This is a genomic window from Pannonibacter sp. (genome assembly GCF_051860505.1).
GTDB lineage: Bacteria > Pseudomonadota > Alphaproteobacteria > Rhizobiales > Stappiaceae > Pannonibacter.
The window spans coordinates 162,700-188,084 of record NZ_JBHYDX010000002.1; the positions used below are offsets into that span (position 1 = coordinate 162,700).

A 25,385-nucleotide genomic window follows, 5' to 3' on the forward strand; every position below is an offset into this window, starting at 1 on the left:
TCCGAAAGGAATGAGGGTGGTGATCGGGAGGCAGCACGGCACGGCTGGTCCGAACGGCAAAAGGGAGGCGCCGGGCATCAAGGTCCGGCCAGTCTGAACATGAAGAAGTCATTTCGCCTCGCATGCATGGCCTTGTTTCTGGCAACCGCCCCTGCGTCGCACGCCGTGGCGCAGTCTGCCATCAAGGTCATCGTTGCCGACCAGGCTGTCACGTCCTACGACATCAGCCAGCGCGCCCGCCTGATCACCCTCACCCAGCGCAAAAGCAGCGGTGCCGCGACCCGCGAGGCACAGGAAGAACTGATCGACGAGGTGCTCAAGCTGCGCGAAGCCCGGCGCATGGGCATCAATGTCTCGAAGTCCGAAGTCGACGGGGCCTTTGCCAGCATCGCCAGTCGTGTGAAGCTGACCCCGGCGAACTTGGCCGCAGCCCTGCGCCAGGCCGGTGTCAACCCGGACACCTTGCGCAACCGGCTCAAGGCAGAACTGGCCTGGCAGCAACTCGTTCGCATGCGCTTCCGTACCGAAGTGCAGATCAGCGAGACCGATATCGTCAATGCCCTGCAGAAGCAGAAGGCCGGCGAGAAGGACAAGTCCGAGCCGCCGATCAGCATCGAGTATGAGCTGCAGCAGGTGATCTTTGTCGTTCCGGCAAAGTCGAGCGGCGCCTTCAAGACCCAGCGCAAGCGCGAGGCCGAAAGCCTGCGCAAGAGTTTCACCTCTTGTGAACAGGGTGTGCCCCAGGCCCGCGCGCTGTCCGAAGTCGTCGTCAAGTCCGTTGGCTTTCGCCTCGAGACCGAACTCCCGCCCAACATGAAGGACGAGATCGGCAAGACGGAAGTTGGCCGCCTGACCGCTCCGCAGGACGGCGATCGCGGGATCCAGATGATTGCGGTCTGCAAGAAACGCGAGATCAAGTCTGATATTTCCGCCCGCACCGCCATCGAGGATGACCTTCGGCAGAAAGAAGGCGATCAGCTTTCCCGCCGCTACATCCAGGAACTGCGTCGCTCGGCGGTCATTGTCTACAAATAACCCGGGCCGGCGCCACATGACATCTCTCCGCCCTGCCCTCGCCGTCACCTGCGGCGAGCCCGCCGGAATTGGTCCCGATGTCACCCTGCTGGCCTGGACCCGGCGCGGGCCATTTGACCTTCCGCCGTTTTATGTACGCGGTGACCCGGAGTTTTTCCGCGCGCGGGCAGCCCGTCTAGGGCTGGCGGTGCCGGTCCTGGCCTGTACGCCGCAGACCGCAGCCGAACTGTTTGAGGATGCATTGCCCGTCGTGCCGACAGGCAGCGCGATGTCTGATCGACCAGGCGCTCCGGCAGCGAATACCGGCGCCAGTGTCATCGCCTCCATCGATGCTTGTGTCGAGGATGTCCGCCAGGGCCTGGCCGCTGCGGTCGTGACCAATCCGATCGCCAAGAAAGTGCTCTATGACGCCGGGTTCGAACATCCCGGACACACCGAATATCTCGGCGAACTGGCAACCCGCTTCGCCACCGGCCCGTTCCAGCCGGTGATGTTGCTCGCCGGACCGAGGCTGATGGTCGTCCCGGTCACCATTCATGTCCCGCTCGCCTCAGTGCCACAGTTCCTGACCGCCAGGCTCATTGCCGACACGGCGAGGATCGTCCACGCCGACCTGGTCACCCGCTTTGGTCTGAAACAGCCGCGCATTGCCGTTGCCGGCCTCAACCCCCATGCCGGCGAAGGTGGCAGCATGGGGACCGAGGACCGCGACGTGATCGCGCCGGTGCTCGAGGTGCTGAAGGGTGAAGGCCTGAATGTCACCGGCCCCTGGCCCGCCGACACATTGTTCCATGAGGCGGCCCGCGAAACCTATGACGTGGTTCTCGGCATGTATCACGACCAGGTGCTGATCCCGGTCAAGACCATCGGCTTTGACGACACCGTCAACGTGACGCTCGGCCTGCCCTTCGTGCGGACATCGCCCGATCATGGCACGGCCTTTGACATTGCCGGAACCGGCAAGGCTCGACCGGACAGTTTTGCCGCTGCCGTCCGCATGGCAGCCGCCCTCAGCCGGAACGACGCGCTCAACAAGGATGACAGGGCCGCATGAGCCAGATTGACGACCTGCCGCCGCTGCGCGACGTCATCCGCACCTACGGCCTCGATGCCAAGAAGTCGCTTGGCCAGAATTTCCTGCTCGACCTGAACCTGACCTCCCGGATTGCCCGGGCCGCCGGCGACCTGACGAATGCAACGGTCATCGAAGTCGGACCGGGGCCCGGTGGATTGACACGCGCCTTGCTGGCCAATGGTGCGCGCAAGGTTGTCGCCATTGAGAAGGACAGCCGCTGCCTTCCGGCCCTTGCCGAGATCAGCGCCCGCTACCCGGGCAGGCTCGATGTCATCGAGGGAGACGCGCTCAAGGTCGATGTCGCCGCGCTCGGCGAGGGCTATCCGATCCGGATCGTTGCCAACCTGCCGTACAATGTCGGCACCCAGCTGTTGCTGAACTGGATCACGACGGACGACTGGCCGCCCTTCTGGTCCTCCTTGACCCTGATGTTCCAGAAGGAAGTCGGCGAGCGCATCACCGCAACCGTCGGCGACAACCACTATGGCCGGCTCGGCGTGCTGGCCGGATGGCGCACCCGCGCCCGCATCCTGTTCGACATTGGCCCGCAGGCTTTCACGCCGCCACCGAAGGTCACCTCCGCCGTGGTCCACCTCGAGCCGAACCTGGCCCCTCTGCCGGGCAGGCTGAAGGACCTCGAGCGCCTGACCGCTTGCGCCTTCGGCCAGCGCCGCAAGATGCTGCGCGCCTCGCTGAAGGGGCTGAAGCCGGATGCAGAACAACGCATCACGGACTGCGGCATCGCCCCCACCGCCCGCGCCGAAGAAATCGACATCGCCGGGCTGGTCCGGCTCGCTGCGCGGTTTGCCGAGGCGTAATCGCGTTCAAGCGGTGACATTGCCGGCATTCAGCCCAGGGGAACCGCACCACTGCCGAACCGCAGCACCATTCCGTCATGGGCCGGCACGATACCCCTGGGCAACGCCTCGCAAAGCGCAGCATAGTCCATGTCATTGTGCATGTTGGTCAAAACGGCCTGCGCCGGCTGCAGGTCGGCGATCCAGCCGAGCGCATCACTCAGCGAAAAATGGCTCGGGTGCTGGGTACGCCGCAGGGCATCGATGATCCAGAGCCTCAGCCCGGCAAAGCGCGTCACCGCCTCCTCCGGAATGCCGGAGACATCCGGCAGATAGGCCACATCGTCGAAGCGGAAGCCGAGCGCATCGATGTCGCCGTGATGCACCTCGATGGGCAGGAAGCGGATATCGCCCCCCTGCCCGCTGATCACCGTCTCCATGTCCTTCACCAGCCGGTGTTCGTCGAGGATCGGCGGATAGGATGAGCCCGGCGGCGTCTCGAAACAATAGCCGAAGGCCTCGCGCGAGCGGCGCGAGGTTTCCGCGTCCATGTAGACGGGAATGCGCCGGCGTTCGCGGATGGCAAACATGCGCAGGTCATCGATACCGTGAAGATGATCCGCGTGGGCGTGGGTGTAGAGCACGGCGTCAACATGATCGACCTCGGCGCCCAGCAGCTGCTCGCGCATGTCCGGGCCGGTGTCGATCAGCACCGTCGTCACCCCGGCCTCACCGATCCGGCGCACGAGGATCGAGCAGCGCCGCCGGCGGTTCTTCGGGTTGCGTGGATCGCAGCTGCCCCAGTCATTGCCGATCCGGGGCACACCGCCGGACGAGCCGCAGCCGAGGATGGTGATTTCCAGCACTGCGCTCATGCAGCCTCCGGGCGCGGCACCTTGGAGAAGAGACGGAAGAAATTCTCGCTCGTCTGCCGCGCCATTTCCTCCGGCGACACCCCATGCACCTCGGCCAGCGTCTCGTTGGTGAAGGCGGTATAGGCCGGCTCGTTGCGCTGGCCGCGCCGGGGCTGCGGCGCCAGATAGGGGCTGTCGGTCTCCACCAGCAGCCGGTCGCGCGGCACGCTGGCGGCAATCGCACGGATTTCGTCGGAGCGCTTGAAGGTCAGGATGCCGGAGAAGGACACATAGAGCCCCAGTTCCACCCCGCGCCGGGCGAGCTCAGGCCCGGAGGAAAAGCAGTGCAGCACCGCCGGGAAAGCGCCCTTTTCCATCTCGGCGCTCAGGATGGCGATCATGTCGTCATCGGCATCGCGCGAATGGATCACCAGCGGCAACTGCGTGCGGCGCGCCGCCTCGATATGGGTACGAAGCCCCTGGGCCTGCGCCTCGCGCGGCGACTTGTCGTAGAAATAATCGAGCCCGCATTCACCGATGGCCACCACTTTCGGATGCGCCGCCAGCCGCTCCAGCTCATCGGCGGTGATGTCCAGTTCCTCATGCGCATTGTGCGGATGGGTGCCGACCGAGCAATAGACGCTGTCGTACTGTTCAGCGATTGCAAGCACTTGCGGGAACTTCCGCACACGGGTCGAGATCGACACCATCAGCCTCACCCCGGCCGCATGCGCGCGCGCGATGACCGCATCCCGCTCCTCGGCAAAGTCGGGGAAATCCAGGTGGCAATGACTGTCGACAAGCATGGGACATCCTGTGGAAAACGACTGTAAAATCAAAGGACAGGCTGTGGACGATGCCGGGTTCCCCGAGACCTGCCCTGCGCCTGTCGTTCCTGTTCCGGATCTTGCTTCCCCGTATCGTCTGGCTCCCTCTCCCCCCCCTTGAGGGGGAGATGTCTGCGACAGCAGACAGAGGGGGGTGTCAGCCTGTCGACACGAAACCACATCCCGGATGATCGGAGGGACCGTTACCCCCCTCTGCCCCTCAAGGGGCAGGGCTATCGCATATGAAGTCTGGCACATGTTCGATGCGAAGGACTGAGCCGAAACAGCTAACCCTGTCGGAGCCTCTCCGCTCCCCTCCCCCGCGGGGGGGGGGGGGGGGGGGGGAGCGGACTTCAATCCAGATTCCTTACGTTCCTGACCAGGCCTGCTTCAAACGCTTTGTGATTTGACTACCTCCCGTACCCCCCACCCCTCCCCACGAGGGGGAGGGGCGCTGAGAGGCCTTGAAAACCGTCAGCTGCAATTGCGATACACCCCTCAAGGGGTGCTGCGGCGAGACGCTCCTCCTTGCCCCAGCGGTCCCGACCTGACCCGGGCTCCCATCCCCGCTCAGCCCTCGCTAGCGTCTGCCTCCGGCTCGACATAGCGCGGGAAGGCCTGTTCCGGCTTGGTGATGGCCACGCCCGGCGCCAGCCGGCCGGCGGCGCCAAGCGTTGCAAAGCTGCGCTGGCCCGCCGGAACCTGCAGGCCATCCAGCAGCTTGGAGGCCGCAAGCGGCGTCACCGGCTGGGCCAGGATCGCGATCTGGCGGATCACCTCGGCCGTGACATAGAGCACGGTGTTCATGCGCGCAGGATCGGTCTTCTTCAGCGCCCAGGGCTCTTGCGCGGCGAAATAGCGGTTCGCCTCGGCAACGCAAGCCCAGACGCAATTGAGCGCATGGTGGATCTCCTGCTTGCCGAATGCCGCGCGGCAGGTCTCCAGCATGGCGTCCGCCTGATCCAGCATCGCCTGGTCGGCCTCCGAGAACGCCCCCGGCTGCGGCAGCGCGCCATCGCAGTTCTTGGCGATCATCGACAGCGAGCGCGAGGCCAGGTTGCCAAGGTCATTGGCCAGATCCGCATTGATGCGGTTGACGATGGCCTCGTGGCTGTAGTTGCCGTCCTGCCCAAACGGCACTTCGCGCAGGAAGAAGTAGCGCGTCTGGTCGAGGCCGTAATGCTCGACCAGGTTGAACGGATCGATGACGTTGCCGACCGACTTCGACATCTTCTCGCCGCGGTTGAAGAGGAACCCATGGGCGAAGACGCGCTTGGGAAGCGGCACGCCGGCTGCCATCAGGAAGGCCGGCCAGTAGACCGCGTGGAAGCGGATGATGTCCTTGCCGATGACATGCACATCCGCCGGCCAGTAGGCCCACTTCGGATCGCTCTCATCCGGGAAACCGACGCCGGTGATGTAGTTGGTGAGCGCGTCGACCCAGACATACATCACATGCCGCTCGTCGTCCGGCACGGGGATGCCCCAGTCGAAGGTGGTGCGCGACACGGACAGGTCCTTCAGGCCGCGGCTGACGAAGCTGACAATCTCGTTGCGGCGCTCCGACGGGCCGATGAAATCCGGGTTGGCCTCGTAATGAGCGAGAAGCCGATCCTGATAGGCGCTGAGGCGGAAGAAATAGCTCTCCTCCTCGACCCATTCCACAGGCGTGCCCTGTGGGCCGTAGCGCACCCCGTCCGGGCGCAGCTCCGTCTCGCCTTCCTGATAATAGGCCTCGTCGCGGACCGAGTACCAACCCGAGTAGCTGTCCTTGTAGATGTCGCCATTGGCCAGCATCCGGCGCCAGATTTCCTGGCTCGACGTGTAGTGCCGCTCCTCGCTGGTGCGGATGAAGTCGTTGTTGGTGCAGCCGAGCGTCTCGACCATCGCGCGGAACCGGGCCGAGTTGCGATCCGCCAGCTCGCGGGGCGTGATGCCTTCCTTGCGCGCCGTCTGCAGCATCTTCTGGCCGTGCTCGTCCGTACCGGTCAGGAAGAAAACATCCTTGCCGTCCAGCCGCTGGAACCGCGCCATGGCGTCCGTCGCAATCGCCTCATAGGCATGGCCGATATGCGGCACACCATTGGGATAGGAGATCGCGGTGGTGATGTAGTAGCGGGGCTTGTCGGTCATCAGGGTCGGGCGCTTTCAGCGAGGGGCGGACAGGTATCGGAGTAGGACCGGGCAAAGATCAGCGGCGGCGACGCGTTGGAGAAACGCTCAACCCGGCATTCGCATGACTTCGGAAAAGCTCCGGAACACGTCGATCACAACCTGTTTCTTGTCGAGATTGAGCGCTTCGGCATCAGCCGCCGCGCGGCCCATCTTTTCCCATACCTCCGTCCACCTGACAAGCCGGGTGGGCACTGCAGCATCAGCGCCCCGGAGCCGCCGGTGCAGCCAGTCGCGGGCGACGGAGAGGAACGCCTCCCAGTTGTCGGTCTGCCCCCGCGCGGCCACCAGATCGGCAAAGGCATGTAGCTTGATCACATCGATTTGCGGCAGTCGCTCTGCCATGGCGAGAAAGCCCCGGTTCACGGCCAGCCCCTGCCCGTCCATCAACAGCAAGGCGGAGCGCAGGCTGCCATCGGCGAACCGGGCTATGTCGGCGAGCGTCTCGGCATCCGGAGCCGTTCCAGTGATGGCCGGCAGCGCCCTGGCAAGCTCGGACTGGTTGAGCGGCGCAAGATCAAGACGACGGCAGCGCGAGCGGATCGTCGGCAGCAGGCGTCCGGGCGCATGCGAGAGAACCAGGAACAGCGAGTTCGCAGGTGGCTCCTCCAGGATCTTCAGGAGCGCATTGGCTGAGGACGCATTCATGTCATCGGCCGCGTCGACGATACAGATGCGCCAGCCGGCACCTGAGGCCGTGGTGCCGAAGAACGACACGGTGCGGCGCACTTCTTCCACCGGCAGCGCCTGCTTGAAGCGCTTGCCCTTGTCATCCCAGGGACGGCGCAGATGCAGGATATTGGGATGGGCACCGGCCGCCACCTGCCGCGCCACAGGATGCTCCGGCGCAACGGCCAGGCTTTCGACGGCTGCCACGACCGGTGAGAACCGGTCGGGATGAGCCAGCGCAAAGCGGGCGAAGCGAAACGCCAGCGTCGCCTTGCCGATCCCCTTCGGCCCGCCGATCAGCCAGGCATGATGAAACCGCTGCGACCCGTAGGCCGCAACCAGTTCGCGCTCCACGGCATCATGACCGAACAGCGTCATCTGCGCACGCGGCAGCGCCACGCCGTCGATCTCGTCGATTTCAGGCGCTGCCTCTATGACCTGGACCCTAGCCATGTCCAGCCAGCCCCAGGCGGGCTTCCACCGCCCGCCAGATCGCGTCTTCGACCGAGGCGACATCGCCGGTTCCGTCGACAACGGTGACCCGTTCGGGTTGCGCCTCCGCCAGTTCCAGAAACAGCGCCCGCCGACGTTCATGCACGGCAAGCGTATCAGCTTCGAACCGGTCCGGCGCGGTGCCGGCAGGATTGTGGCTGCGCGCCTCAACACGCTTCAGTCCGATTTCAGCGGGAATATCGATCAGGATGGTAAGATCCGGGACCAGGCCTGCCGTGGCAGCAAGTTCGAGCAGATCCAGCATCTGGCCGTCAACGCCGGCTTCTCCCTGATAGACCCGGGTCGAATCGGCGTAGCGATCGCACAGCACCCAGGACCTTGCGTCCAGCGCCGGGCGGATCGTGGCATCGACATGGTCAGCACGGGCGGCGGCAAACAGCATCGCTTCACCGCGCGGCCCGAGGCTCTTGGCCTTGCCGGACAAGAGCACCTCGCGGATCATTTCCGCCCCGGGCGAGCCGCCAGGTTCACGCGTCACGGTGACGGCCACACCGGCCTTTTCCAGCCGCTCGCGCAACCGGCGGATCTGCGTCGACTTGCCCGCGCCCTCGCCGCCCTCAAAGGTAATGAACCTGCCGCGCACCCTGACCTCTTGCCTGCAACGCATCCCGCGCCGCATTTCATTTACATCCAGCCGAACAACAACTCGGTGACGCCGTTGAGCGCCCGCTCGCCCAGGCTTCCCTGCGGCACAGCAGCGCCCGTCACGACAGGTGCCCGGTAGACAACCGCATCATCAGGCCCGATCACCCGCAACTCGCCGACTGTCGCGCCTTCCTGCACCGGAGCAACAAGCGGCCCGGAATAGACGAGGCGCAGCCGGTAGCCCATGCTTCCACCGAGCGGCAGCAGTACCGCGATCCTGTCCTTGGCCACAAGAGGCACAACGCCGGCAATCCCCCCGAACACCCGCGCCTCGCCAACCTTTGCGCCTGCATCATACAGCAGCTCGGTCGCAAAACTGTCCCAGGCGACATCTGCAAGTTCCTTGAGTGCCGTCAGGCGCGCCTTGTCCGTCGGCAATCCCGCCAGCACACCGACAATGCGCCGCCCGTCCCGCTCGACCGTGATCAGACCTGAAAACCCGTCCCGTTCCGACTGCCCGCCACCAAACCCGTCAAGGCCTCGGATCTCGCCGAGAAACGGGCTCTTGTTGCGCTGGAAAATGTTGTTCCAGGTAAACTCGGGCCGGGTGAACAGCTCAAGCTGGTCCGGATGTTGCTGCAACAGATAACGGCCGAGGGTCGCCAGATCTCGTGCAGTCACCTGAGATGAATCGCCATCTAGGCCTGTCGCACTGGCAAAACGCGATCCGTTCAGGCCAATCTGCGTGCCGAAGGCCGTCATCCGGGCAGCAAATGCAGCGTCCGATCCTGACAGGCCTTCGGCCAGAACCAGGGCAGCATCATTGGCATTGTGGATGATCAGGCCTGCGAGCAGGTCGGCAACCGAAATCTGGCTTTTCACTGCCGCAAACATGGTCGCGCCTCGCGACGGCGCCCCACCCGTGCGCCAGGCGTGTTCGCTGACGGTGTAGAGCGTATCTGGCGCAATCTCGCCCTTTGCCAGCGCATCGAACACCACCGCTGCGGTCATGATCTTGGCGATCGACCCCGGCGCAAAGGGCTTGTCCGCGTCCTTGGCAAAAAGCAGCGTGTCCGCTGACAGATCCTGAAGATAGGCGACCGGCGCCTTTGTGGAGACGACATCGGCGGCGACAGCGGCTGGCGGGGCCGACAGGACCAGACCGCAAAGCAAAAGCCTCACGGCCAGGCGCTGAAAAGACGCCCATGTGCCGGAACCGTTTGCGTTGCGGAGAACGTTGCTTGCGCGGGCTGTCAGGCGGCCCGAGCCGCCCGGTATCAGGTTCGCGAACCGCTGACGTGCCAAAGCTCCCCCCTTCGCCCAGCCGCGGCTGTCATAGCCCGACAATTCCCGGCTTCAACCTGCCGGGTAAGTTTAGCGGTTCAGGACGTTCAGGGGAACTGCACTCGCCTCAAATGCGCCAAAGGCCGAATGCGCGGAACTGATCCGGTCATTGGCCGCGTAGGACGAGATAGCGCCGCCCAGCAACAGGTTGCGCGGTCCGCTGCCCGACGGCTGAAGGCCCTCGAACGGCGACTGCACCGGCTGGGGAGCATAGGCTGCAGGCTGCTGCAAGCCCTGCGCCGGCAGGTGCACCGGCAGCGTACCGAGCGTCTGCGGCGGCGTCCCGAGGGCCGGGGCCGCAGACGGTGCGCTGTCATAGGAGACCGGCGCCAGACCTGCCGATGGCAGTACCGCAGCCGGCGCCGCCTGGTACTGCCCGGAAGTCATGGCCGGAGAGGCCGATGCCACCATCACCGGAGACCCGCCGACTTCATAGACGGAGGCCGGATCGAAGGCCACCTGATACGCCGGATTGGAAACGGGGGTGGATCCAGACGCACTGGCAACAGCAACGGACGCTGGAATCAGGAACGGCCTTGGAGCCGGAGCCCGAATACCGCCTGTGGACGCAGCAGCCCCAAGCGTGTCTGCGGCAGATGCCATCAGCACCGGAGCGGCAATAGCAGGGGCAACGGCTGCCGGCGGCGGCGTTGCCTGGGCAATCATAGTGCCCGGCATTGTGCCACCCGGCGTGACGGCGTCCGGGCCGTTGTAGGACGCCATGAGGAACGCTTCGTCCCGGCCATGCAGCGGAGCGCGACCGACGTATTCGACCTTGACCTTGGCAACACCCGCCGCCTTGGTGCCGAGCATCTTGGCAACACGCTGCGACAGGTCGATCTCGCGGTTGCCATGGAAAGGTCCGCGATCATTGACACGCACGATCATGGAGCGGCCATTGGCCACATTCGTCACCCGCGCATAGGACGGCAACGGCATGGTCGTATGAGCTGCGGTCAGCGCATTGCGGTCGAAGATCTCGCCATTGGCTGTCTTGCGGCCATGGAAGGCTTCGCCGTACCAGGAGGCAAAACCCGTTTTCTTGTAGTTCGGGTCTTCCTTTGGATAGTACCAGCGCCCAGCCACCTTGTAGGGCTTGCCAGTGACATCCCGGCCGCCGCCTTTCGGCACGGCCTGTCCGTCCGCAACGATACGCGGGCTGGCCTTCACCCCGTATTTTGATTCAGGAAAATACTCGCTGGAACGTTTCTTGGGCGGGGCCGAAGCGCAGCCGGCCAAAGCCAGCGCTGCAGCGACCGCAACCAGGATCCCGGATGTCACCCGGCGACGCGCAGGCCGACAGGATCCGCCAAAGCTCGGATCAGCCGGGGACACAGATCCGGCATCGTGGCCACCTGCGGCTGCCCCAGTCAGATCGGTCCCGGAAGTCGGGGTCAGTCGGCTCACGCCAATCCCTTGCATACTGCCGTCCCACTCATCACGCGTCTGGCGGCCCCAGGCTTACGCGGTCCATTTCGCCGTTGATCGGCTCTTGTCTCGCGGTCGTGGCACAGATCCCGTTCCCGTCGCATCCCGGTGGACATAAACTCGAACGGTTGCGCTCACGCAACAGCCGCATCCCGCCCCCGCAGAATGCTGCTGATCGCAGTTAACGCTATAGTCGTTACCCGATCCTTACCGCTCCGCCAAGTGCCCAAATCACCGCACGGCCTTGGCCGAGGCAACCAGCCGGCAGAAACCTGTTCAGCCGGCCTGCCAGGTCCAGGTTCGGGAGCACCAATCTCCCGACGTCCCTGGCCGCAAGGCCGTCTTTGCCCCCGGGCTGGCCGACTCAGATGCCAAGACCGGTTACCGCTGCCACCCGGTCAGCCACCTGGTCCACCAGTCCACCCGACAAGGCCGCCGCGCGGCGTGGCTGCGAACCGTCCGGAGTGTGATGGCCGTCACACTCCGGTCCGGATGTCCGGTGCTACCAAGATGTCACTGCAGCAGGCCGCCCCGCCGCGCTGCAGGCTGGGCCCCTCCCGGCACCGGCCGTCGACCCGACCCCTGCCCACAGTTCATGGGTCGACGGCCCCCTCCCCATCGCATCCCCATCTTAAGCCACCCCCTCCGCTTGACATTCCCGCGCAAAGGCGAGAAACGGAAAACAACGGAAGAGTGGCCGAGTGGTTTAAGGCACCGGTCTTGAAAACCGGCGAGCGTGAGAGCGTTCCGTGGGTTCGAATCCCACCTCTTCCGCCATTCCGCCTCCGATGTCATCCCGCCCCGTCCCGAACTTGGCTGATAGTCCAAGGTTTGCGCCGGATGTTCGTCTCGCGCTGTCCGATGCGGTCTCAGCAAGTCCACATCACCTGCGGGCACAGTGTGGGCACCGGTCCGGAAAAATGCGGGCATGGGGCGGAGGGTTGGATTGCACAGCAACGCCACGATCGAGAAGGCGACGGCCACGGACTAGCCTCTGAAGATGGCAGATGGGCACAGTCTGCGTCCATATCCGGCGCGCGCAATATCCAGGCTTCCAGTTGACAGCCCTCGTCAGAGATGATGGCTGCGCCGCCTCTCGACCTTGAACAGGAGCACGAGGGAAGCCGTCAGCAGGAGGGCTGCGTTGAACGGGTGAAAGGCAAGTGCCGCAGGCCCCGCCGCGCCCAGCAGCACCTGCAGGATGTACAGTCCGAAGATCACCCCTGCCCACCAGCCAAACCCGCGCAGGTGACGAAAAGCTGCGGCCCCGACGACAAGAACAATCAGGGGCAAGGCAATAAGGGTGCCCAGCGTGCTGTGCATCGCCCAGGACTGACCACCGAACAAGGCCTGTCCGGCAAGCAGGAACTGCCCCGCAATCATTGCTGGCAGAAGCCGCGCCGACCAGAGAAAAACCGCCGGTGTGCCACGGTCAAGGTGCTGGAGCGTGTCGTGCTTGAGACTGGTCATGGGTCAGACCCCCTCATTTTGCAGGATCGACGGTGAAGCCGTGACGGGCACCGGAACCCAAGCGGCGAAGCGCTTCAGCGCGGCAACATAGTGTGCAGCGGCGTCCGCAAGGGCCCCGTCCGACAGGTGCCCCGCTGCAAACAGGATGTGAGGCGCGTGCCAAGGCAATCCGCACCGATGGGCCATGGCTTTCAGCGGCGTCAGGATTTCGCCGATCGTATAGTGGTTCCGGCCGCCGGGCCCATAGGCTTCGGCGACATTGCCGGCAGTCGCGGCAATCATCAGCGGCGTCCCGGTGAGCCGGGCCCCTTCTGTGTCTGCCCTGACATAATACATGCGCGTCAGAACCGCATCCTGCCATGCCTTGAGGAGCGCCGGGGTCGAGTACCACTGGACCGGGAACTGCAGCACGATGCGGGAAGCGCCAAGCAGCATCTCAGCTTCTGCGGCGCCATTGGTAAACATGTCGATCTGACCGCTGGGATAGCGCGCCTGCATGTCGACGACGTCGGTATCGGGCAGTTGCCGCGCCGCCGCCGCAAGGGCTGCATTTGCCCTCGATTTGGTAATGTCCGGATGAAAGAGAAGAATGAGGGTCTTGTTCATGTCTGCCTCCTGCTTGTCTGTGATGGCTGAAGGCTAGAGGCAGGATGAAAATCACTCCAATCAATGATCGATATATGCCATTATCTGTTTCATGAATTTAAGATCCATCGATCTCAACCTTCTTGTCATTCTCGATGCCCTGCTTGATGAGGCGCATGTCTCGCGTGCGGCGCAAAGGCTGAACCTGTCGCAGCCAGCCGTTTCGAGTGCGCTGCAGCGTTGCCGGCATCTCTTTGGGGATGATTTGCTGGAACGGGGCCGGGGCGGAATGCTGCGGACGCCGCGCGGTGAAGCCCTGCGTGCCCCGCTCAAGTCGGTTCTGGCCGGGATACAGGGTCTGACCGGCCCGCAGGATGTCCCCTTGCAGGACATCGAGCGAACGGTCCGCATCACGACCGCCGATCTTCCGGCCGCCATGATGACCGGTCTGCTGCTGGAAAAATTACGGCAATCCGCCCCGGGGATTACAGTCATCATCCAGCCCTGGCATGGATCGGGCGCGGCAGTCTCAGCGCTGATCAATGGCGATGCGGATCTGGCGATCACCGTGTTCATGTCCGAGCCCGACGACATCATGCGCGTGACGCTGCTGCAGGAGACCTACGTTGTTGCCATGCGCAAGGGGCATCCGGCTCAAGGCCATCTGGATCTGGAAACATGGCTTGCCTGGCCACATGTCACGGTCTCCGGGCGCGGCGATCATCGCACCCCGGTCGATGCACAATTGGCGGCCTTGGGGCTGAGCCGCCGGGTCGGGCTCGTTGTTCCAACTTTCCAGCTTGTTCCTGATCTCCTGATGCGAACCGATTTTCTGGCGCTGCTGCCCAGCCACAGCTTTGCCCGGCACAAGGATGGCAACCTCGTCGGTGCAACGCCGCCGATTGCCGTCGATGGCTTTCCGCTTCACCTCGCCTGGCACAGGCGGCAAGCTGGTGATCAGGTGATCACCCATGTGATTGCCACGATCCGGGAAATTTTCCGGGAGATTGCTGCAGGCTGAAGCAGGGTATCTTCAGGCTTGATCTCTCGGTGCTGATCGGAAGCGAACCATGCCATCCGTATCCAGCCGCAAGGCCGCCTGCCACAGGGGTGTTTTCGAAAATATGGCATCGCTGTAGCTGAAGCTTCCGGCGACTTCTGTTTTCTGCAGAAGCCCTGCCCAGCAAAGCGGACGCAAGACGCTGATGTAGAGGTCTCTCATCGCGTGATCATGCTGCCAGGCGGGACTTGATTCCGGCTCACCGAAAAACACACGGCGAAGCTGGTCGCCGGAGGCTCCGTTTCGTGTCTCGACATTCAGCACGTTGAGAAACACATCCCAATTGACCAGAGGAGGTGCCTCTTCCTTGCGGGCGGACAGACTGGCGTGATCGAGCTGGAACAGGAAGACAGGAACCATGGTGCTGAAGATCCGCCCCGGCCGTTCCGCAAGATCCCGACCTGCCTTCGTCAGCCTGAATTCGCCCTTGTAGTGACGGCCAAGCCGCATCGCGAGCATGAGACCGTGCAGCATCTGCAATGGCATGAAGTCACCTTCATTGAGCACCTTGCAGATCGCGAAAAGCTCCTCCGCCGTATGCCCCGGCCAGGCAAACTCGGCCGCCGCCCAATGCACGAAAGAGCGCTTGAAGGCCTTCCCGGGCGTCAGCGGAATATCGCCATGCTCCGCCATCCAGCCAAGTGTCTTTTCCACCCCGCGCACCAGCGGCGACAGACTGAGCGCCGGGTTCCGGTCGTCCAGCTCGCAAAACCTGATCATGCCGGATACCTCCATGCTGCTGCCTTGCAGCATCTGGCATGACCCCACCCGAAATGGGAACAGCCCAAATGAAAAGCGGCCCCCGGAGGAGCCGCCTTATTTGGTGCTGTCTAGAGCGTGTTATCGACCAGACCGCGATTTCTGAACTGCTAAGTAAGCCTAGGTTGCAATCGGCATCGCTGATTGTCAAGATGTAATGTCGATTCATAGGCTTATGGAGGTTGAAATTGCGGGGGCCACTCTTCTCCTTCGACATCGGCACAAACTCGATCGGCTGGGCCGTTCTGGCTCTCGGCGGCAACGGCGATCCGGTGCGGATTACGGATGCCGGGGTGCGGATCTTCTCAGACGGACGCGACCCGAAGTCCAAGGCTTCGCTGGCAGAGGCGCGGCGGATGGCGCGGGCCATGTCGCGCCGGCGGGACCGGACATTGCGGCGCAAGCGGGCAACGCTGCGCACGCTGGCCGAGACCGGCCTGCTGCCGGATACATCCTCCGCGCGGCAGGCACTGCTGCGCGAAACCTCTGATCCGCGGAGCGGTTCCAGCCAGCCCACTCGCAACCCCTATGCCCTGCGCGCCCTCGCGCTTGAGGAGAAGCTGCCGCTCTTCCACATTGGCCGTGCGCTGTATCACCTTGGCCAGCGGCGGGGCTTCAAGTCCAACCGCAAGACGGACCGCAAGGACAACGACAAGGGCAAGATTGCCCTTGGCATCGACGAGCTTCGCGCCGCCATGCATCGGGACGGGTCGCGGACCTATGGCGAGTGGCTCGCCCGGCGCCATGCGCTGGGCCAGACCGTGCGGCTGCGCTCCGGCGCGCTGGACCTGGAGGGGGAAGGCTATGCCTTTTATCCTGAGCGGAAGCTGCTGGAAGACGAGTTCCACCGCATCTGGGAGGCGCAGGCCAGCCATTATCGGGACATTCTGACGCCGGAACGGCGCGATCACCTGTTCAAGGTCATGTTCTTCCAGCGCCCGCTGAAGAAGCCGAAGGTGGGCAAATGCTACTTCAACACCCATGAAGAGCGCCTGTCGAAGGCGCATCCGCTGTTTCAGGAGTTCCGCCTCTACAAGGAGGTCAACGAGCTTGAGATTGTGGAGCCGGATCTGACCCACAAGAAGCTGACGCTGGACCAGCGCAATGCTCTGGTGACGAAGCTGCAGGTCAGCCGTGAGGCGAGTTTCACCGAACTGCGCACGGTGCTGAAGCTGCGCCCGGACCAGCGGCTCAACAAGGAAAGCGAAAGCCGGACAAAGCTGAAGGGCAATGAAGTCTATGCCCTTTTGAGCGGCAAGACCCGCTTCGGGCCGCGCTGGGGCAGCTTCAGCCAGGCAGACCAATGGGCCATCATCGAGCGGCTGAAGGAGGAAGAAGACCCCGTCCGCCTGTTCGAGTGGCTGCACGGTGAATTCGGCATTCACGGCGAACAGGCGGCGGCCATCGGCAATGTCCAACTGCCTGAAGGTCATGGGCGGCTGGGCAAGAAAGCGTTGCAGGACATGCTGGAGGAGCTGAAGGCGGAGGTGATCACCGAGGCGGAGGCAGCGAAGCGCTGCGACTATGATCATGCCCGCCTTGGCGGCGGCAGCGATGAAGGCGAGGACCAGCTGCCGCCCTATCAGGAGATCCTGCAGCACCGCATTCCGCCGGGCACCAACAACCCGGACGATCCCTACGACATCGAAAAGGGCCGCTTCACCAATCCCACGGTGCATATCGCCCTGAACCAGCTGCGCCACGTCATGAACGCCCTGATCGGGCGCTACGGCAAGCCTGCGAAAATTGCGGTGGAACTGGCGCGCGATCTGAAGCTCTCCGAGCGGCAGAAAGAAGAAGTCAACCGCACCATTGCCCGCAACACCCGCGATGCGGAGCGCCGGGGCAAGACGCTGGAAGAGAACGGGATTCCGAATACTGGCTACTACCGTACCCTGTTGCGGCTGTGGGAAGACCTGAATCCGGGCAAGCCTGAAGACCGGTGCTGCATCTACACGGGCAAGCCGATCAGCATTTCCATGCTGTTTGACGAGCGGGGGCTTGTGGACATCGACCATATCCTGCCCTGGTCCCGCACGCTGGATGACAGCCATGGCAACAAGCTGCTGTGCCTGCGCGAGGCAAACCGGGTGAAGCGCAACCGGGCCCCGGCTGAGGTGACCGAGTGGCAGGACCACTTTGACGAGATCCTGTCCCGTGCCGCCCGCCTGCCGCAGAACAAGCGGGACCGCTTCGCCCCCGATGCCATGCAGCGGTTCGAGAAGGAGGGCGGGTTTCTTGCCCGCCAGCTGACGGACACGCAATATCTGTCCCGGATGGCACTGGAATATCTCGCCTGCCTTTTCCCGGAAGAAGAAGCCGATGAGGTGGGAGAACTGAAACGGCGCAACCACATCCGCGTCTCTCCCGGCCGCCTGACCGAAATGCTGCGGCGGAACTGGGGGCTGAACAGCATTCTGGCCGACAGCCACCTGGGCGAGACGGCGCAGGAGAAGAACCGCAAGGACCACCGGCACCATGCCATTGATGCCATTGTCATTGGCGTCACCGGCCGCAGTCTGCTCAACCGCATCTCCAATGCGGCCGGCAGGTTGGAGGCGCAGCAGCTCGAAACGCTGGTGAAGGAGGCGGCGGCAACGAACAAGCCCTGGGAGGGATTCCGCGAGGATGTGGCAACGGCGGTGCGCGGCATCATCGTCAGCCACAAGCCGGATCACGGCACCGCAGGCCGCAAGGCGAAGGATCCGGCCCGGCGGCAGACAGCCGGACGGCTGCACAATGACACGGCCTATGGCCTGACCGGCGAAACCGATGCACGCGGCAACACCATTGTGGTGCGCCGCAAGCCGTTCCTCTCGCTCACGTCCAAGGATATTCCGTCCATCCGGGATGAAGCGCTGCGGGCGGTGCTGGAGCAGGAGTTGCGCGGCATTCCTGATGGCAAGGCGTTTCAGGCTGCGCTGGATGCCTTCCGCAAGAAGAAGGGCTTCCACCACTATCACGGCATCCGCCATGTGCGCCTGACGGAACCGCTGTCGGTCATCGGCATAAGGGACCGCGATGGCAGAGTCTACAAGGGCTACAAGGGCGATGCCAACCAGCGCTACGATGTGTGGGAAACGCTGGATGGCAAGTGGCATGCGGAAGTCGTGTCCATGTTCGACGCGCACCAACCGGGCTGGCAGTCGCGTTTCCATGCGGAAAACCCCACCGCCCGCCGGGTGTTGAGGTTGCAGCAGGATGACATGGTGGCCCTGAATGCGCCGGACGGCGGGCGGCTCCTGGTGCGTGTGGTCAAGTTCCGGCAGAACGGGCAGATAACCTTCGCCGCCCATAACGAGAGTGGTAACCTGAAGGCCCGCGATGCAACCAGCAACGAACAGGACCCCTTCAAGTACATCTCCCGCATGGCCAGCAGCCTGAAGGACAGCGGTTGCCGCCAGATCCGCATCGATGCAACCGGCAAGGTGTTTGATCCCGGCCCGCAGGACCGGGCCTCCAGACTGAAAAAGCAATCCAAGCGATAAACTTCAAATAGTTCGCTTACCGGTTGATTCACCTGCCTGTGCCAGCCTTGGCGCATGAACAGGGTGTTAGACATTTCCAGCGATGGGCTGCACCTCGCGGTCCATCGCGGTTTTCTTACGGTTTCGGACAGGGACGCCGAAATTGGCCGTATCGCGCTGGATGATATCGGCGCGGTGATCGTGCATGCGCATGGCACCACATGGTCCAACCATGTTTTCGTGCAGATGGCGGAACGCAATGTGCCGGTGGTGCTTTGCGCGCCCAATCATGCGCCGGTCTCGGTGGTCTGGCCACTGGCAGGCCATCATGCGCAGGGCGGGCGCATGCAGGCGCAAGCTGGCGCTTCGAAGCCTCTCAAAAAGCAGCTCTGGCAGCAGGTTGTCACCGCCAAGGTGCGCATGCAGGGCCACGTGCTGGCCTGCAACGGGCAGGAGGCCGGGGCTTTTTCCCTGCTGGCCCGCAAGGTGCGATCCGGCGACCCGGACAATATCGAGGCCCAGGCAGCGCGGCGCTACTGGCAGGCGCTGATGGGGCCGGACTTCCGGCGCGATCAGAATGCGGAAGGCGCCAATGCCCTGCTGAACTATGGCTACACGGTGCTGCGTGCCATCGTCTCCCGCTCCATCTGCGCCTCCGGTCTGCATCCCGGCCTTGGCATTTTCCACGCCAACCGGGGCAATAGCTTTCCCTTGTCAGACGATCTGATGGAGCCGTACCGGCCTCTCGTCGATCAACTGGTATTGAACCTCATCCGGCAAGGCATCACCGAAGTGGACCGCACGGCCAAGCAGCGGCTGGCCGCCCTTGCGAGCTTTGACCTTGAGACGCCGGACGGCACAAGCCCGCTGTCCGTACAGGTGCAGCGGCTGACCCATTCCTTTGCGGTCAGCTTCGAAACCGGCCTCCCCGTTCTCGCCCTGCCCCTCCTGCCCCTGCCGGGCGCGTTGCAGACACTGGGCTGGCCCCACGATCCGGGACCAGATCCGGAACCAGATCCCGAGCCCGAGCCAGCCCCCCCGCTGACAGGAGATCGACAGACATGAACAAGCGCAATCTCAAGGCAAACAGTGGCGCCACCCATTTGAGCGGATACAGGATCATGTGGATGCTTGTGACATTCGACCTGCCGGTCGAAACAAAGAAACAAAGGCACGCGGCCACCAAATTCCGCCAGTTTCTGCTGGATATCGGCTTTGAAATGAGCCAGCTTTCCAATTATCTGAGGTTTTGCGCCAGCAAGGAAAAGTTTGACGCCTATGTTCGGCAGATTGAACAGGCCCTGCCGGAATGGGGCGACATCTACATCTTCCAGTTCACGGATCGCCAGTATGAAAACATCGTTCGGTTCTCGGATCAGGCCCGCAAGAAGCGGAAGAAAAATCCGGAACAACTGGCCCTGTTCTGACGGTTCATGCCTTTTTACGCGCAGGAAACTGCCCAATTTCCCTTGTTTTTCAAGAAATTGGGCAGGAACCTAGCTTATCAGTTCAGAAATCGCGGTCCAGCCGGAACCCTCTGCTGAGTTGACAATGCCCGCCTGCAAGCTTATCAGTTCAGAAATCGCGGTCCAGCCGGAACCTCAGATCGGATTGCAACCGAGATATTCGGCAGCTTATCAGTTCAGAAATCGCGGTCCAGCCGGAACTCGTCTTCCATGGCAAGCACTGAAGCGGTAGCTTATCAGTTCAGAAATCGCGGTCCAGCCGGAACCCAACTGGCCCTGAGTAAAGCCACGCTCGAAGCTTATCAGTTCAGAAATCGCGGTCCAGCCGGAACCGTGCATGTGCATGTCGTGTCCGCCGACACAGCTTATCAGTTCAGAAATCGCGGTCCAGCCGGAACGATCAAGGTGAGCCAAAACCGCCGAAACTTAGCTTATCAGTTCAGAAATCGCGGTCCAGCCGGAACCAGGTTCTGGGCGTGACGCATCACGTGGTAAGCTTATCAGTTCAGAAATCGCGGTCCAGCCGGAACCGTCGAGGAGGGCATCCGCTTCCCGGCCGCAGCTTATCAGTTCAGAAATCGCGGTCCAGCCGGAACCCGCGCGCCATGCGCCCGCCGGAACTCGCCAGCTTATCAGTTCAGAAATCGCGGTCCAGCCGGAACGGTTTTCGGCGTCGATCAGATCCTTGACCCAGCTTATCAGTTCAGAAATCGCGGTCCAGCCGGAACGCTTGGCGGCGCTTCCCCTGTCAGGATCTCAGCTTATCAGTTCAGAAATCGCGGTCCAGCCGGAACTGCACGGCATCGGGCCCGAGGATCGGCAGGAGCTTATCAGTTCAGAAATCGCGGTCCAGCCGGAACCACATCCGCCAGAGACTGCGATTTGCTGCGAGCTTATCAGTTCAGAAATCGCGGTCCAGCCGGAACCGACATGCGCGCCGATCTGTGTGATCGGGCAGCTTATCAGTTCAGAAATCGCGGTCCAGCCGGAACCTTCGGGCGGGGCGCGTCGTCGGGGGCGGACAGCTTATCAGTTCAGAAATCGCGGTCCAGCCGGAACGTATCGGCGAGCTTGACGCGCTGACGGTTCAGCTTATCAGTTCAGAAATCGCGGTCCAGCCGGAACGATTCAAGGGCTTGAAAAAGTGAGTCCGCTAGCTTATCAGTTCAGAAATCGCGGTCCAGCCGGAACGCATCCAGCCGTGTCTCGATGCCATTGCCGAAGCTTATCAGTTCAGAAATCGCGGTCCAGCCGGAACGCGAGTCCACCATTCCCGTCGATGCGGAAAAGCTTATCAGTTCAGAAATCGCGGTCCAGCCGGAACCAAAAGCTCATTCAAGGTCACTTCAGAGGCAGCTTATCAGTTCAGAAATCGCGGTCCAGCCGGAACGGACCGTCGAAGGCACCGACCCGGCGGTGTAGCTTATCAGTTCAGAAATCGCGGTCCAGCCGGAACAGCGCAGGTCAGCGCCGTAGGTCAGGCGCAAGCTTATCAGTTCAGAAATCGCGGTCCAGCCGGAACGCCGAGGCCGTCGTGCCGCCATAGCGGGCAGAGCTTATCAGTTCAGAAATCGCGGTCCAGCCGGAACTCAACAACCGTGCCGTTACGCGGGCATTTGAGCTTATCAGTTCAGAAATCGCGGTCCAGCCGGAACCACATCCGCCAACGGATCCGATTTGCTGCGAGCTTATCAGTTCAGAAATCGCGGTCCAGCCGGAACAGGCCGGAGCTTCTGGCACGGCTTGGTACAAGCTTATCAGTTCACAAATCCCAGCCCAGCCGGACATGCTTGCCCCCTCCTGGGCAAGAAGGCGAAGGCCACGGGTGTGCCGCCGCTCAGGCGATGGCAAAGCGCAGCCGGACGGTGAGCCCGTTCGGCGCAAATGTGCGTTCGATGGTGCCACCCAGCTCGCCGCGGACCGTTGCATCAATCAGCCGTGTGCCAAAGCCCTTGCGCTCGCTGGCAGTCACCGGAGCGCTGCCTTCTTCGCGCCAGTCGAGACCCAGCACCCGCCGGGTCCCCTCCTTTTCGATCCGCCAGGCGACCCTGAGCTTTCCGCCGCCCTCGCCGATCCCGGCGTATTTTAGCGCGTTGGTCGCCAGTTCATGGGTGATCAACCCCAGCGCATGCGTCGCCTTCTCGTCGAGAATGACTTGCGGCCCATCCAGCGCCGCGCCGTCGAGCCCGCTGCCAAAGACCTGCTCCAGTTCCTGTGTCAGCAGGTCGCGCAAGGCCGCTTTCTGCCAGCGGGATCGGGTCAGCAGGTCCTGCGCGTTGGCCATGGCCTGCAGTCTGGCGGAAAATGAGGCGGAGAAGGCGTCGAGCGTCCCGGCGCTGGCCGCCGTCTGGCGCGCCATGGCGAGGATCCGGGCAATGGAATTCTTGATCCGGTGCTTCATTTCCTGCAGCAGGAGGTCCTTTTCCTCGATTGCCTGCTGCGAGATCCGAACAACCTCCCGCCGGGCTTCAACGGCGCGCATCTGGTTGCGGATCGACACAGCCAGCGCGGCAGCGAACAGCAGTGACACCGTGCCGAGAATAAAGGACCGCCAGTGGCTCATGCCGCCATTCACCGGGATCCGTGCCACCACCGAGATCGACCAGGTGCGGCCGCCAACCTCGACCTGCCGCGTCACCGGCTCCTGCAGGCGCCCTGCAACCTGCTCATATCCCTCCGAGCGGAACAGGGGCTGCCGACCTCCATCTGTAATGTCCCAGCTTTCCACCAGCACCGGCAAGGGTGTTGGATAGTCCAGCGCCATCTTGTGCAGGTTGCCGGCCCGGAACGGGGCATAGACGAAGCCTTCGGTTTCGCCCTTGGTGCGGTAGGGAATGTAGAACAGGAAGCCGGTCTGCGGGTCGTCACCGTTTTCCTGCACCAGTTCGACAGGTCCGGAAGCCCGCAATTCGCCCGTTTCCAAGGCCGCCTGCATCGCGGCGCGTCGACTTTCCTCGCTGTACATATCGAACCCCAGCGCCCGGGAATTGCGCGGATCCTGCGGCTCGAGCAACACGATCGGAGCGCGCCATTCCTGGTCCGTATCCGGCCAAATGTCCTGCGTGATCCCGTAGTTCTTCATCAACTCGGCACTGGCACGGGCTTCGTCGCCGGTTGGCACCAGCCTGGCAAAGCCAAGGCCCTGCATGCCGCGTCCCTCGTCGCTGAGATCAAGCCCTTGTACGAAGATCTGGAATTCGGATCGGCTCAGCGGCCCCCGGTTCGCTTCGAAATAGGAAAGCGTTGCCGTCAGCAGCGCCTTGCGCTGGTCGACCCGGGCCTGAATGCGCCCCTTGGCCTCGTGCGCCAGAACGTCGAAGCGCCCCTGCTCAGCCGCCCGCTCGGCCTGAAACAGCACGAAAGTCATCACCAGGCCGATGAGGGACGTGATCATGAAAACGATCACGGGCAGATAGCGTTTCATGATGGAAAGCGAACCTCGGGCGGCAGGGACCAATAACATTAGAGCGAAGCTATTCCTTGCAGAAGGCAATTCTGCGACCTTTCCGCGATGTCCAAGACCACGCGGACCAGACCGGAACAAAAACCCCGACCAACCGTTAACCTCTCGAGCAGCGCGCAGCTCCAGTCAACACGAAACCAATCGCAAAGGAGTTCGCAATGAACTGGAACCAGATCGAAGGCAACTGGGAGCAATTCAAGGGCAAGGTCCAGGCCCAGTGGGGCAAGATCACCGGCGACGAGCTGGATGTGATCGCAGGCAACCGCAAGCAGCTCTCCGGCCTTCTGCAGGAGCGCTATGGCAAAGCGCAGGACGAGGCCGAACGTGAGATCGACGACTGGCTGAAGCGCAACTAATCCGTTCACCGATCACCTGATCTGATGATCGCCCAGGCCGACTGCGCTGGCCTGGGCGCCCCTTGCAAGCCTGACATGGCCGCATCCTCCCGGACGGTCGCAGCTATCGTCAGGTCTGCAGGCTGAAGTCTCACTCCGCGTCCCCGTCCCCACACCCGGCTGGAAACACCAGCCGGTATGACACAAGGCGTGGCGTCAGATGGTACTCCGCCCTGCCATTGACGGCGGCCGGAACGACACGCTCCAGCACGGTGCTGCCAAATTGCCCGTCGCTGCGCATGTCCGTCGCTTCCGCGCCCGCGCCCGCGCCCGGCGTCACGCTCTCCAGCCAGACGATTTCCAGCAAGTCATTTCCCTGCTCCTGAACCCGGCTGCAGCGAACCGTCACCGGCGGCCCGAGGGAGACCGCCGTACCGTAACTGACCGCGTTCACCATCAGTTCGTGCAGCGCAAGGCCGACATGCAGGGCGGCATTGGGATCCAGCAGCACGTCTTCCCCCAGCACCTCCACAGCAGCTCCCTGCTGCGGAATGTAGCGGTTGACCTGATGACGCACGAGTTCCTTGAACTGCGCCCCATGCCAGTTCGATTGCGTGACGAGATCCTGTGACTGCGCCAGCGAGAAAAGCCGGCCCCGGAACTTGGCCAGAAACTGATCGAGCGTGGTCGACCGGCGTGCGGTCTGCGTTGCCAGGCTCTGGATGATGGCGAGCAGGTTTTTTGACCGATGGCTCACTTCCCGCAGCAACGCCCGCAGCACCTTTTCACGCCGGGTTTTCTCGGTCAGATCGGTAATCGTGGTCAGAAGATGTGGCTGGGTCCCGAAGCCATCGACCAGCTCGACACGGAAGTTGAAAAGCCCGTCTTCACCGGCCACGGCATCGAGGCATCGCGTTTCCCCAGTGCCGAGAACCTCCTGCTTCAGCCGCCGCAGGCGCGCCGCAAGATCGGCTCCAAACACCGACACATCCGACGGAGCGCCAGCCGCCCGGTCGAAAGGCCAGCAGGCCGGCAGATTGGCGAGATACAGGTAATCCAGACTGGCGGACTGCAACAGGACACAGACACCGGATCGCTGCAAAGCAAGCAGGAGATATTCCCGCATCTGCGCGTCGGACTGTCCGGCATTCTGCCAGGTCAAACGATGGCTCACATCAAAACTCCAACACAACCCCGGCACGCCAGCGCGAGCGACGTCCCTTGGGAACGCCGCTCGCCCGGGCCGCTGGGAAGTCAGTGTTCCTGTCAGACTTTCCTGATCACGCTCATGATCAGCGAGATGACAAGGAAGGCCAGGAACAGGAAGAACAGGATCTGCGCAATGCCGGCAGATGCGCCGGCGATACCGCCAAATCCAAGTACACCAGCGATGATGGCAACGATAAAGAAAACAAGAGCGTAGTACAGCATGAGTTTCTCCTACAAAGTCCATGCTGTCAAAACGCTTCACCGCCCGCTTT

At 63.0% G+C, this 25,385-nt stretch carries 21 protein-coding genes, 1 tRNA gene and 1 CRISPR repeat array; of the genes, 9 read left to right on the forward strand and 13 right to left on the reverse strand.

Features of this window, described 5'->3' with window-relative positions; translation table 11 throughout:
• Positions 1-99: 99 nt before the first annotated feature.
• The 3 genes from ACTIFE_RS02110 to rsmA are packed head-to-tail and all read left to right on the forward strand — an operon-like array spanning position 100 to position 2,928.
• The gene (locus tag ACTIFE_RS02110; protein ID WP_439527511.1) at positions 100-1,035 is read left to right on the forward strand and encodes a SurA N-terminal domain-containing protein; all 936 of its coding nucleotides are present in this window, start codon (positions 100-102) and stop codon (positions 1,033-1,035) included.
• A 16-nt stretch (positions 1,036-1,051) separates the two neighbouring features.
• Positions 1,052-2,089: a 4-hydroxythreonine-4-phosphate dehydrogenase PdxA gene (gene pdxA / locus ACTIFE_RS02115; RefSeq protein ID WP_439527512.1), complete on the forward strand. Its 1,038-nt coding sequence runs from the start codon at positions 1,052-1,054 to the stop codon at positions 2,087-2,089.
• Entirely contained in the window at positions 2,086-2,928 is an 843-nt protein-coding gene (gene rsmA / locus ACTIFE_RS02120) for a 16S rRNA (adenine(1518)-N(6)/adenine(1519)-N(6))-dimethyltransferase RsmA (RefSeq protein ID WP_439527513.1), read from the forward strand. Before pdxA ends, rsmA begins: the two co-directional genes overlap by 4 nt.
• Before the next feature lie 29 nt (positions 2,929-2,957).
• Here rsmA and ACTIFE_RS02125 read toward each other — a convergent pair whose 3' ends face one another.
• The 7 genes from ACTIFE_RS02125 to ACTIFE_RS02155 form a co-directional block, all read right to left on the reverse strand.
• Positions 2,958-3,782, reverse strand: a complete 825-nt coding sequence (locus ACTIFE_RS02125; protein ID WP_439527514.1) for an MBL fold metallo-hydrolase — start codon at positions 3,780-3,782, stop codon at positions 2,958-2,960.
• Complete coding sequence (locus ACTIFE_RS02130) at positions 3,779-4,567, reverse strand: TatD family hydrolase (RefSeq protein ID WP_439527515.1); 789 nt, start codon at positions 4,565-4,567, stop codon at positions 3,779-3,781. The genes ACTIFE_RS02125 and ACTIFE_RS02130 overlap by 4 nt, the downstream gene beginning before the upstream one ends.
• Positions 4,568-5,158: 591 nt before the next feature.
• Positions 5,159-6,721 carry a methionine--tRNA ligase gene (gene metG / locus ACTIFE_RS02135; protein WP_439527516.1) on the reverse strand — a complete coding sequence of 521 codons (1,563 nt, stop codon included), beginning with the start codon at positions 6,719-6,721 and terminating at the stop codon, positions 5,159-5,161.
• An 87-nt stretch (positions 6,722-6,808) separates the two neighbouring features.
• Entirely contained in the window at positions 6,809-7,882 is a 1,074-nt protein-coding gene (locus ACTIFE_RS02140) for a DNA polymerase III subunit delta' (protein WP_439527517.1), read from the reverse strand.
• Positions 7,875-8,525, reverse strand: a complete 651-nt coding sequence (tmk, locus tag ACTIFE_RS02145) for a dTMP kinase (protein ID WP_439527518.1) — start codon at positions 8,523-8,525, stop codon at positions 7,875-7,877. Before tmk ends, ACTIFE_RS02140 begins: the two co-directional genes overlap by 8 nt.
• 41 nt (positions 8,526-8,566) lie before the next feature.
• Positions 8,567-9,709, reverse strand: coding sequence for a D-alanyl-D-alanine carboxypeptidase family protein (locus ACTIFE_RS02150; protein ID WP_439527519.1), 1,143 nt, complete (start codon positions 9,707-9,709; stop codon positions 8,567-8,569).
• A 192-nt stretch (positions 9,710-9,901) separates the two neighbouring features.
• Positions 9,902-11,278 carry a septal ring lytic transglycosylase RlpA family protein gene (locus tag ACTIFE_RS02155; protein WP_439527520.1) on the reverse strand — a complete coding sequence of 459 codons (1,377 nt, stop codon included), beginning with the start codon at positions 11,276-11,278 and terminating at the stop codon, positions 9,902-9,904.
• 708 nt (positions 11,279-11,986) lie between these two features.
• Here ACTIFE_RS02155 and ACTIFE_RS02160 point away from each other — a divergent pair.
• Positions 11,987-12,076 (forward strand) — tRNA-Ser (locus tag ACTIFE_RS02160).
• A gap of 294 nt (positions 12,077-12,370) precedes the next feature.
• Here the strand turns inward: ACTIFE_RS02160 and ACTIFE_RS02165 are convergent.
• Together ACTIFE_RS02165 and ACTIFE_RS02170 are read right to left on the reverse strand one after the other, a co-directional pair.
• Positions 12,371-12,769, reverse strand: coding sequence for a DUF6220 domain-containing protein (locus ACTIFE_RS02165; protein ID WP_439527521.1), 399 nt, complete (start codon positions 12,767-12,769; stop codon positions 12,371-12,373).
• Positions 12,770-12,772: 3 nt separating this feature from the next.
• Positions 12,773-13,375: an NAD(P)H-dependent oxidoreductase gene (locus ACTIFE_RS02170; RefSeq protein ID WP_439527522.1), complete on the reverse strand. Its 603-nt coding sequence runs from the start codon at positions 13,373-13,375 to the stop codon at positions 12,773-12,775.
• 91 nt (positions 13,376-13,466) lie between these two features.
• Between ACTIFE_RS02170 and ACTIFE_RS02175 the strand changes: the two genes are divergently transcribed.
• Positions 13,467-14,375, forward strand: coding sequence for a LysR family transcriptional regulator (locus ACTIFE_RS02175; protein WP_439527523.1), 909 nt, complete (start codon positions 13,467-13,469; stop codon positions 14,373-14,375).
• Between the two features lie 12 nt (positions 14,376-14,387).
• Here ACTIFE_RS02175 and ACTIFE_RS02180 read toward each other — a convergent pair whose 3' ends face one another.
• Entirely contained in the window at positions 14,388-15,134 is a 747-nt protein-coding gene (locus ACTIFE_RS02180; protein WP_439527524.1) for a hypothetical protein, read from the reverse strand.
• Between the two features lie 227 nt (positions 15,135-15,361).
• Here ACTIFE_RS02180 and cas9 point away from each other — a divergent pair, with 227 nt between their 5' ends.
• The 3 genes from cas9 to cas2 are packed head-to-tail and all read left to right on the forward strand — an operon-like array spanning position 15,362 to position 20,067.
• Positions 15,362-18,661 (forward strand): type II CRISPR RNA-guided endonuclease Cas9, encoded by a 3,300-nt coding sequence (gene cas9 / locus ACTIFE_RS02185; protein WP_439527525.1) that lies wholly within the window; start codon positions 15,362-15,364, stop codon positions 18,659-18,661.
• A 54-nt stretch (positions 18,662-18,715) separates the two neighbouring features.
• Entirely contained in the window at positions 18,716-19,705 is a 990-nt protein-coding gene (gene cas1, locus ACTIFE_RS02190) for a type II CRISPR-associated endonuclease Cas1 (RefSeq protein ID WP_439527526.1), read from the forward strand.
• Positions 19,702-20,067, forward strand: a complete 366-nt coding sequence (cas2, locus tag ACTIFE_RS02195; RefSeq protein WP_439527527.1) for a CRISPR-associated endonuclease Cas2 — start codon at positions 19,702-19,704, stop codon at positions 20,065-20,067. Before cas1 ends, cas2 begins: the two co-directional genes overlap by 4 nt.
• Positions 20,068-20,138: 71 nt before the next feature.
• Positions 20,139-21,893: a CRISPR direct-repeat array (repeat unit 36 nt; unit sequence AGCTTATCAGTTCAGAAATCGCGGTCCAGCCGGAAC).
• Between the two features lie 50 nt (positions 21,894-21,943).
• Here the strand turns inward: cas2 and ACTIFE_RS02200 are convergent.
• A complete protein-coding gene (locus ACTIFE_RS02200; protein ID WP_439527528.1) occupies positions 21,944-23,530 on the reverse strand; it encodes a CHASE domain-containing protein in 1,587 nt (528 codons plus the stop codon).
• Between the two features lie 197 nt (positions 23,531-23,727).
• On the opposite strand from ACTIFE_RS02200, the gene ACTIFE_RS02205 reads away from it, so the two are divergent.
• Positions 23,728-23,925, forward strand: coding sequence for a CsbD family protein (locus tag ACTIFE_RS02205; RefSeq protein ID WP_268137927.1), 198 nt, complete (start codon positions 23,728-23,730; stop codon positions 23,923-23,925).
• A 130-nt stretch (positions 23,926-24,055) separates the two neighbouring features.
• On the opposite strand, the gene ACTIFE_RS02210 is transcribed toward ACTIFE_RS02205, so the two are convergent.
• Together ACTIFE_RS02210 and ACTIFE_RS02215 are read right to left on the reverse strand one after the other, a co-directional pair.
• Positions 24,056-25,078: a sensor histidine kinase gene (locus ACTIFE_RS02210; RefSeq protein ID WP_439527529.1), complete on the reverse strand. Its 1,023-nt coding sequence runs from the start codon at positions 25,076-25,078 to the stop codon at positions 24,056-24,058.
• A gap of 92 nt (positions 25,079-25,170) precedes the next feature.
• Positions 25,171-25,335 (reverse strand): DUF1328 domain-containing protein, encoded by a 165-nt coding sequence (locus ACTIFE_RS02215; RefSeq protein WP_439527530.1) that lies wholly within the window; start codon positions 25,333-25,335, stop codon positions 25,171-25,173.
• Positions 25,336-25,385 lie beyond the last annotated feature (50 nt).

Bases quoted from the DNA above. Each gene is read 5' to 3' on its own strand.
- ACTIFE_RS02180 (WP_439527524.1), bottom strand. From the start codon at position 15,134: ATGATCAGGTTTTGCGAGCTGGACGACCGGAACCCGGCGCTCAGTCTG.
- ACTIFE_RS02175 (WP_439527523.1), top strand. From the start codon at position 13,467: ATGAATTTAAGATCCATCGATCTCAACCTTCTTGTCATTCTCGATGCC.
- ACTIFE_RS02130 (WP_439527515.1), bottom strand. From the start codon at position 4,567: ATGCTTGTCGACAGTCATTGCCACCTGGATTTCCCCGACTTTGCCGAG.
- ACTIFE_RS02215 (WP_439527530.1), bottom strand. From the start codon at position 25,335: ATGCTGTACTACGCTCTTGTTTTCTTTATCGTTGCCATCATCGCTGGT.
- ACTIFE_RS02165 (WP_439527521.1), bottom strand. From the start codon at position 12,769: ATGACCAGTCTCAAGCACGACACGCTCCAGCACCTTGACCGTGGCACA.
- ACTIFE_RS02205 (WP_268137927.1), top strand. From the start codon at position 23,728: ATGAACTGGAACCAGATCGAAGGCAACTGGGAGCAATTCAAGGGCAAG.
- ACTIFE_RS02140 (WP_439527517.1), bottom strand. From the start codon at position 7,882: ATGGCTAGGGTCCAGGTCATAGAGGCAGCGCCTGAAATCGACGAGATC.
- ACTIFE_RS02125 (WP_439527514.1), bottom strand. From the start codon at position 3,782: ATGAGCGCAGTGCTGGAAATCACCATCCTCGGCTGCGGCTCGTCCGGC.
- rsmA (WP_439527513.1), top strand. From the start codon at position 2,086: ATGAGCCAGATTGACGACCTGCCGCCGCTGCGCGACGTCATCCGCACC.
- cas1 (WP_439527526.1), top strand. From the start codon at position 18,716: ATGAACAGGGTGTTAGACATTTCCAGCGATGGGCTGCACCTCGCGGTC.
- metG (WP_439527516.1), bottom strand. From the start codon at position 6,721: ATGACCGACAAGCCCCGCTACTACATCACCACCGCGATCTCCTATCCC.
- pdxA (WP_439527512.1), top strand. From the start codon at position 1,052: ATGACATCTCTCCGCCCTGCCCTCGCCGTCACCTGCGGCGAGCCCGCC.
- cas2 (WP_439527527.1), top strand. From the start codon at position 19,702: ATGAACAAGCGCAATCTCAAGGCAAACAGTGGCGCCACCCATTTGAGC.
- ACTIFE_RS02170 (WP_439527522.1), bottom strand. From the start codon at position 13,375: ATGAACAAGACCCTCATTCTTCTCTTTCATCCGGACATTACCAAATCG.
- ACTIFE_RS02110 (WP_439527511.1), top strand. From the start codon at position 100: ATGAAGAAGTCATTTCGCCTCGCATGCATGGCCTTGTTTCTGGCAACC.
- ACTIFE_RS02200 (WP_439527528.1), bottom strand. From the start codon at position 23,530: ATGAAACGCTATCTGCCCGTGATCGTTTTCATGATCACGTCCCTCATC.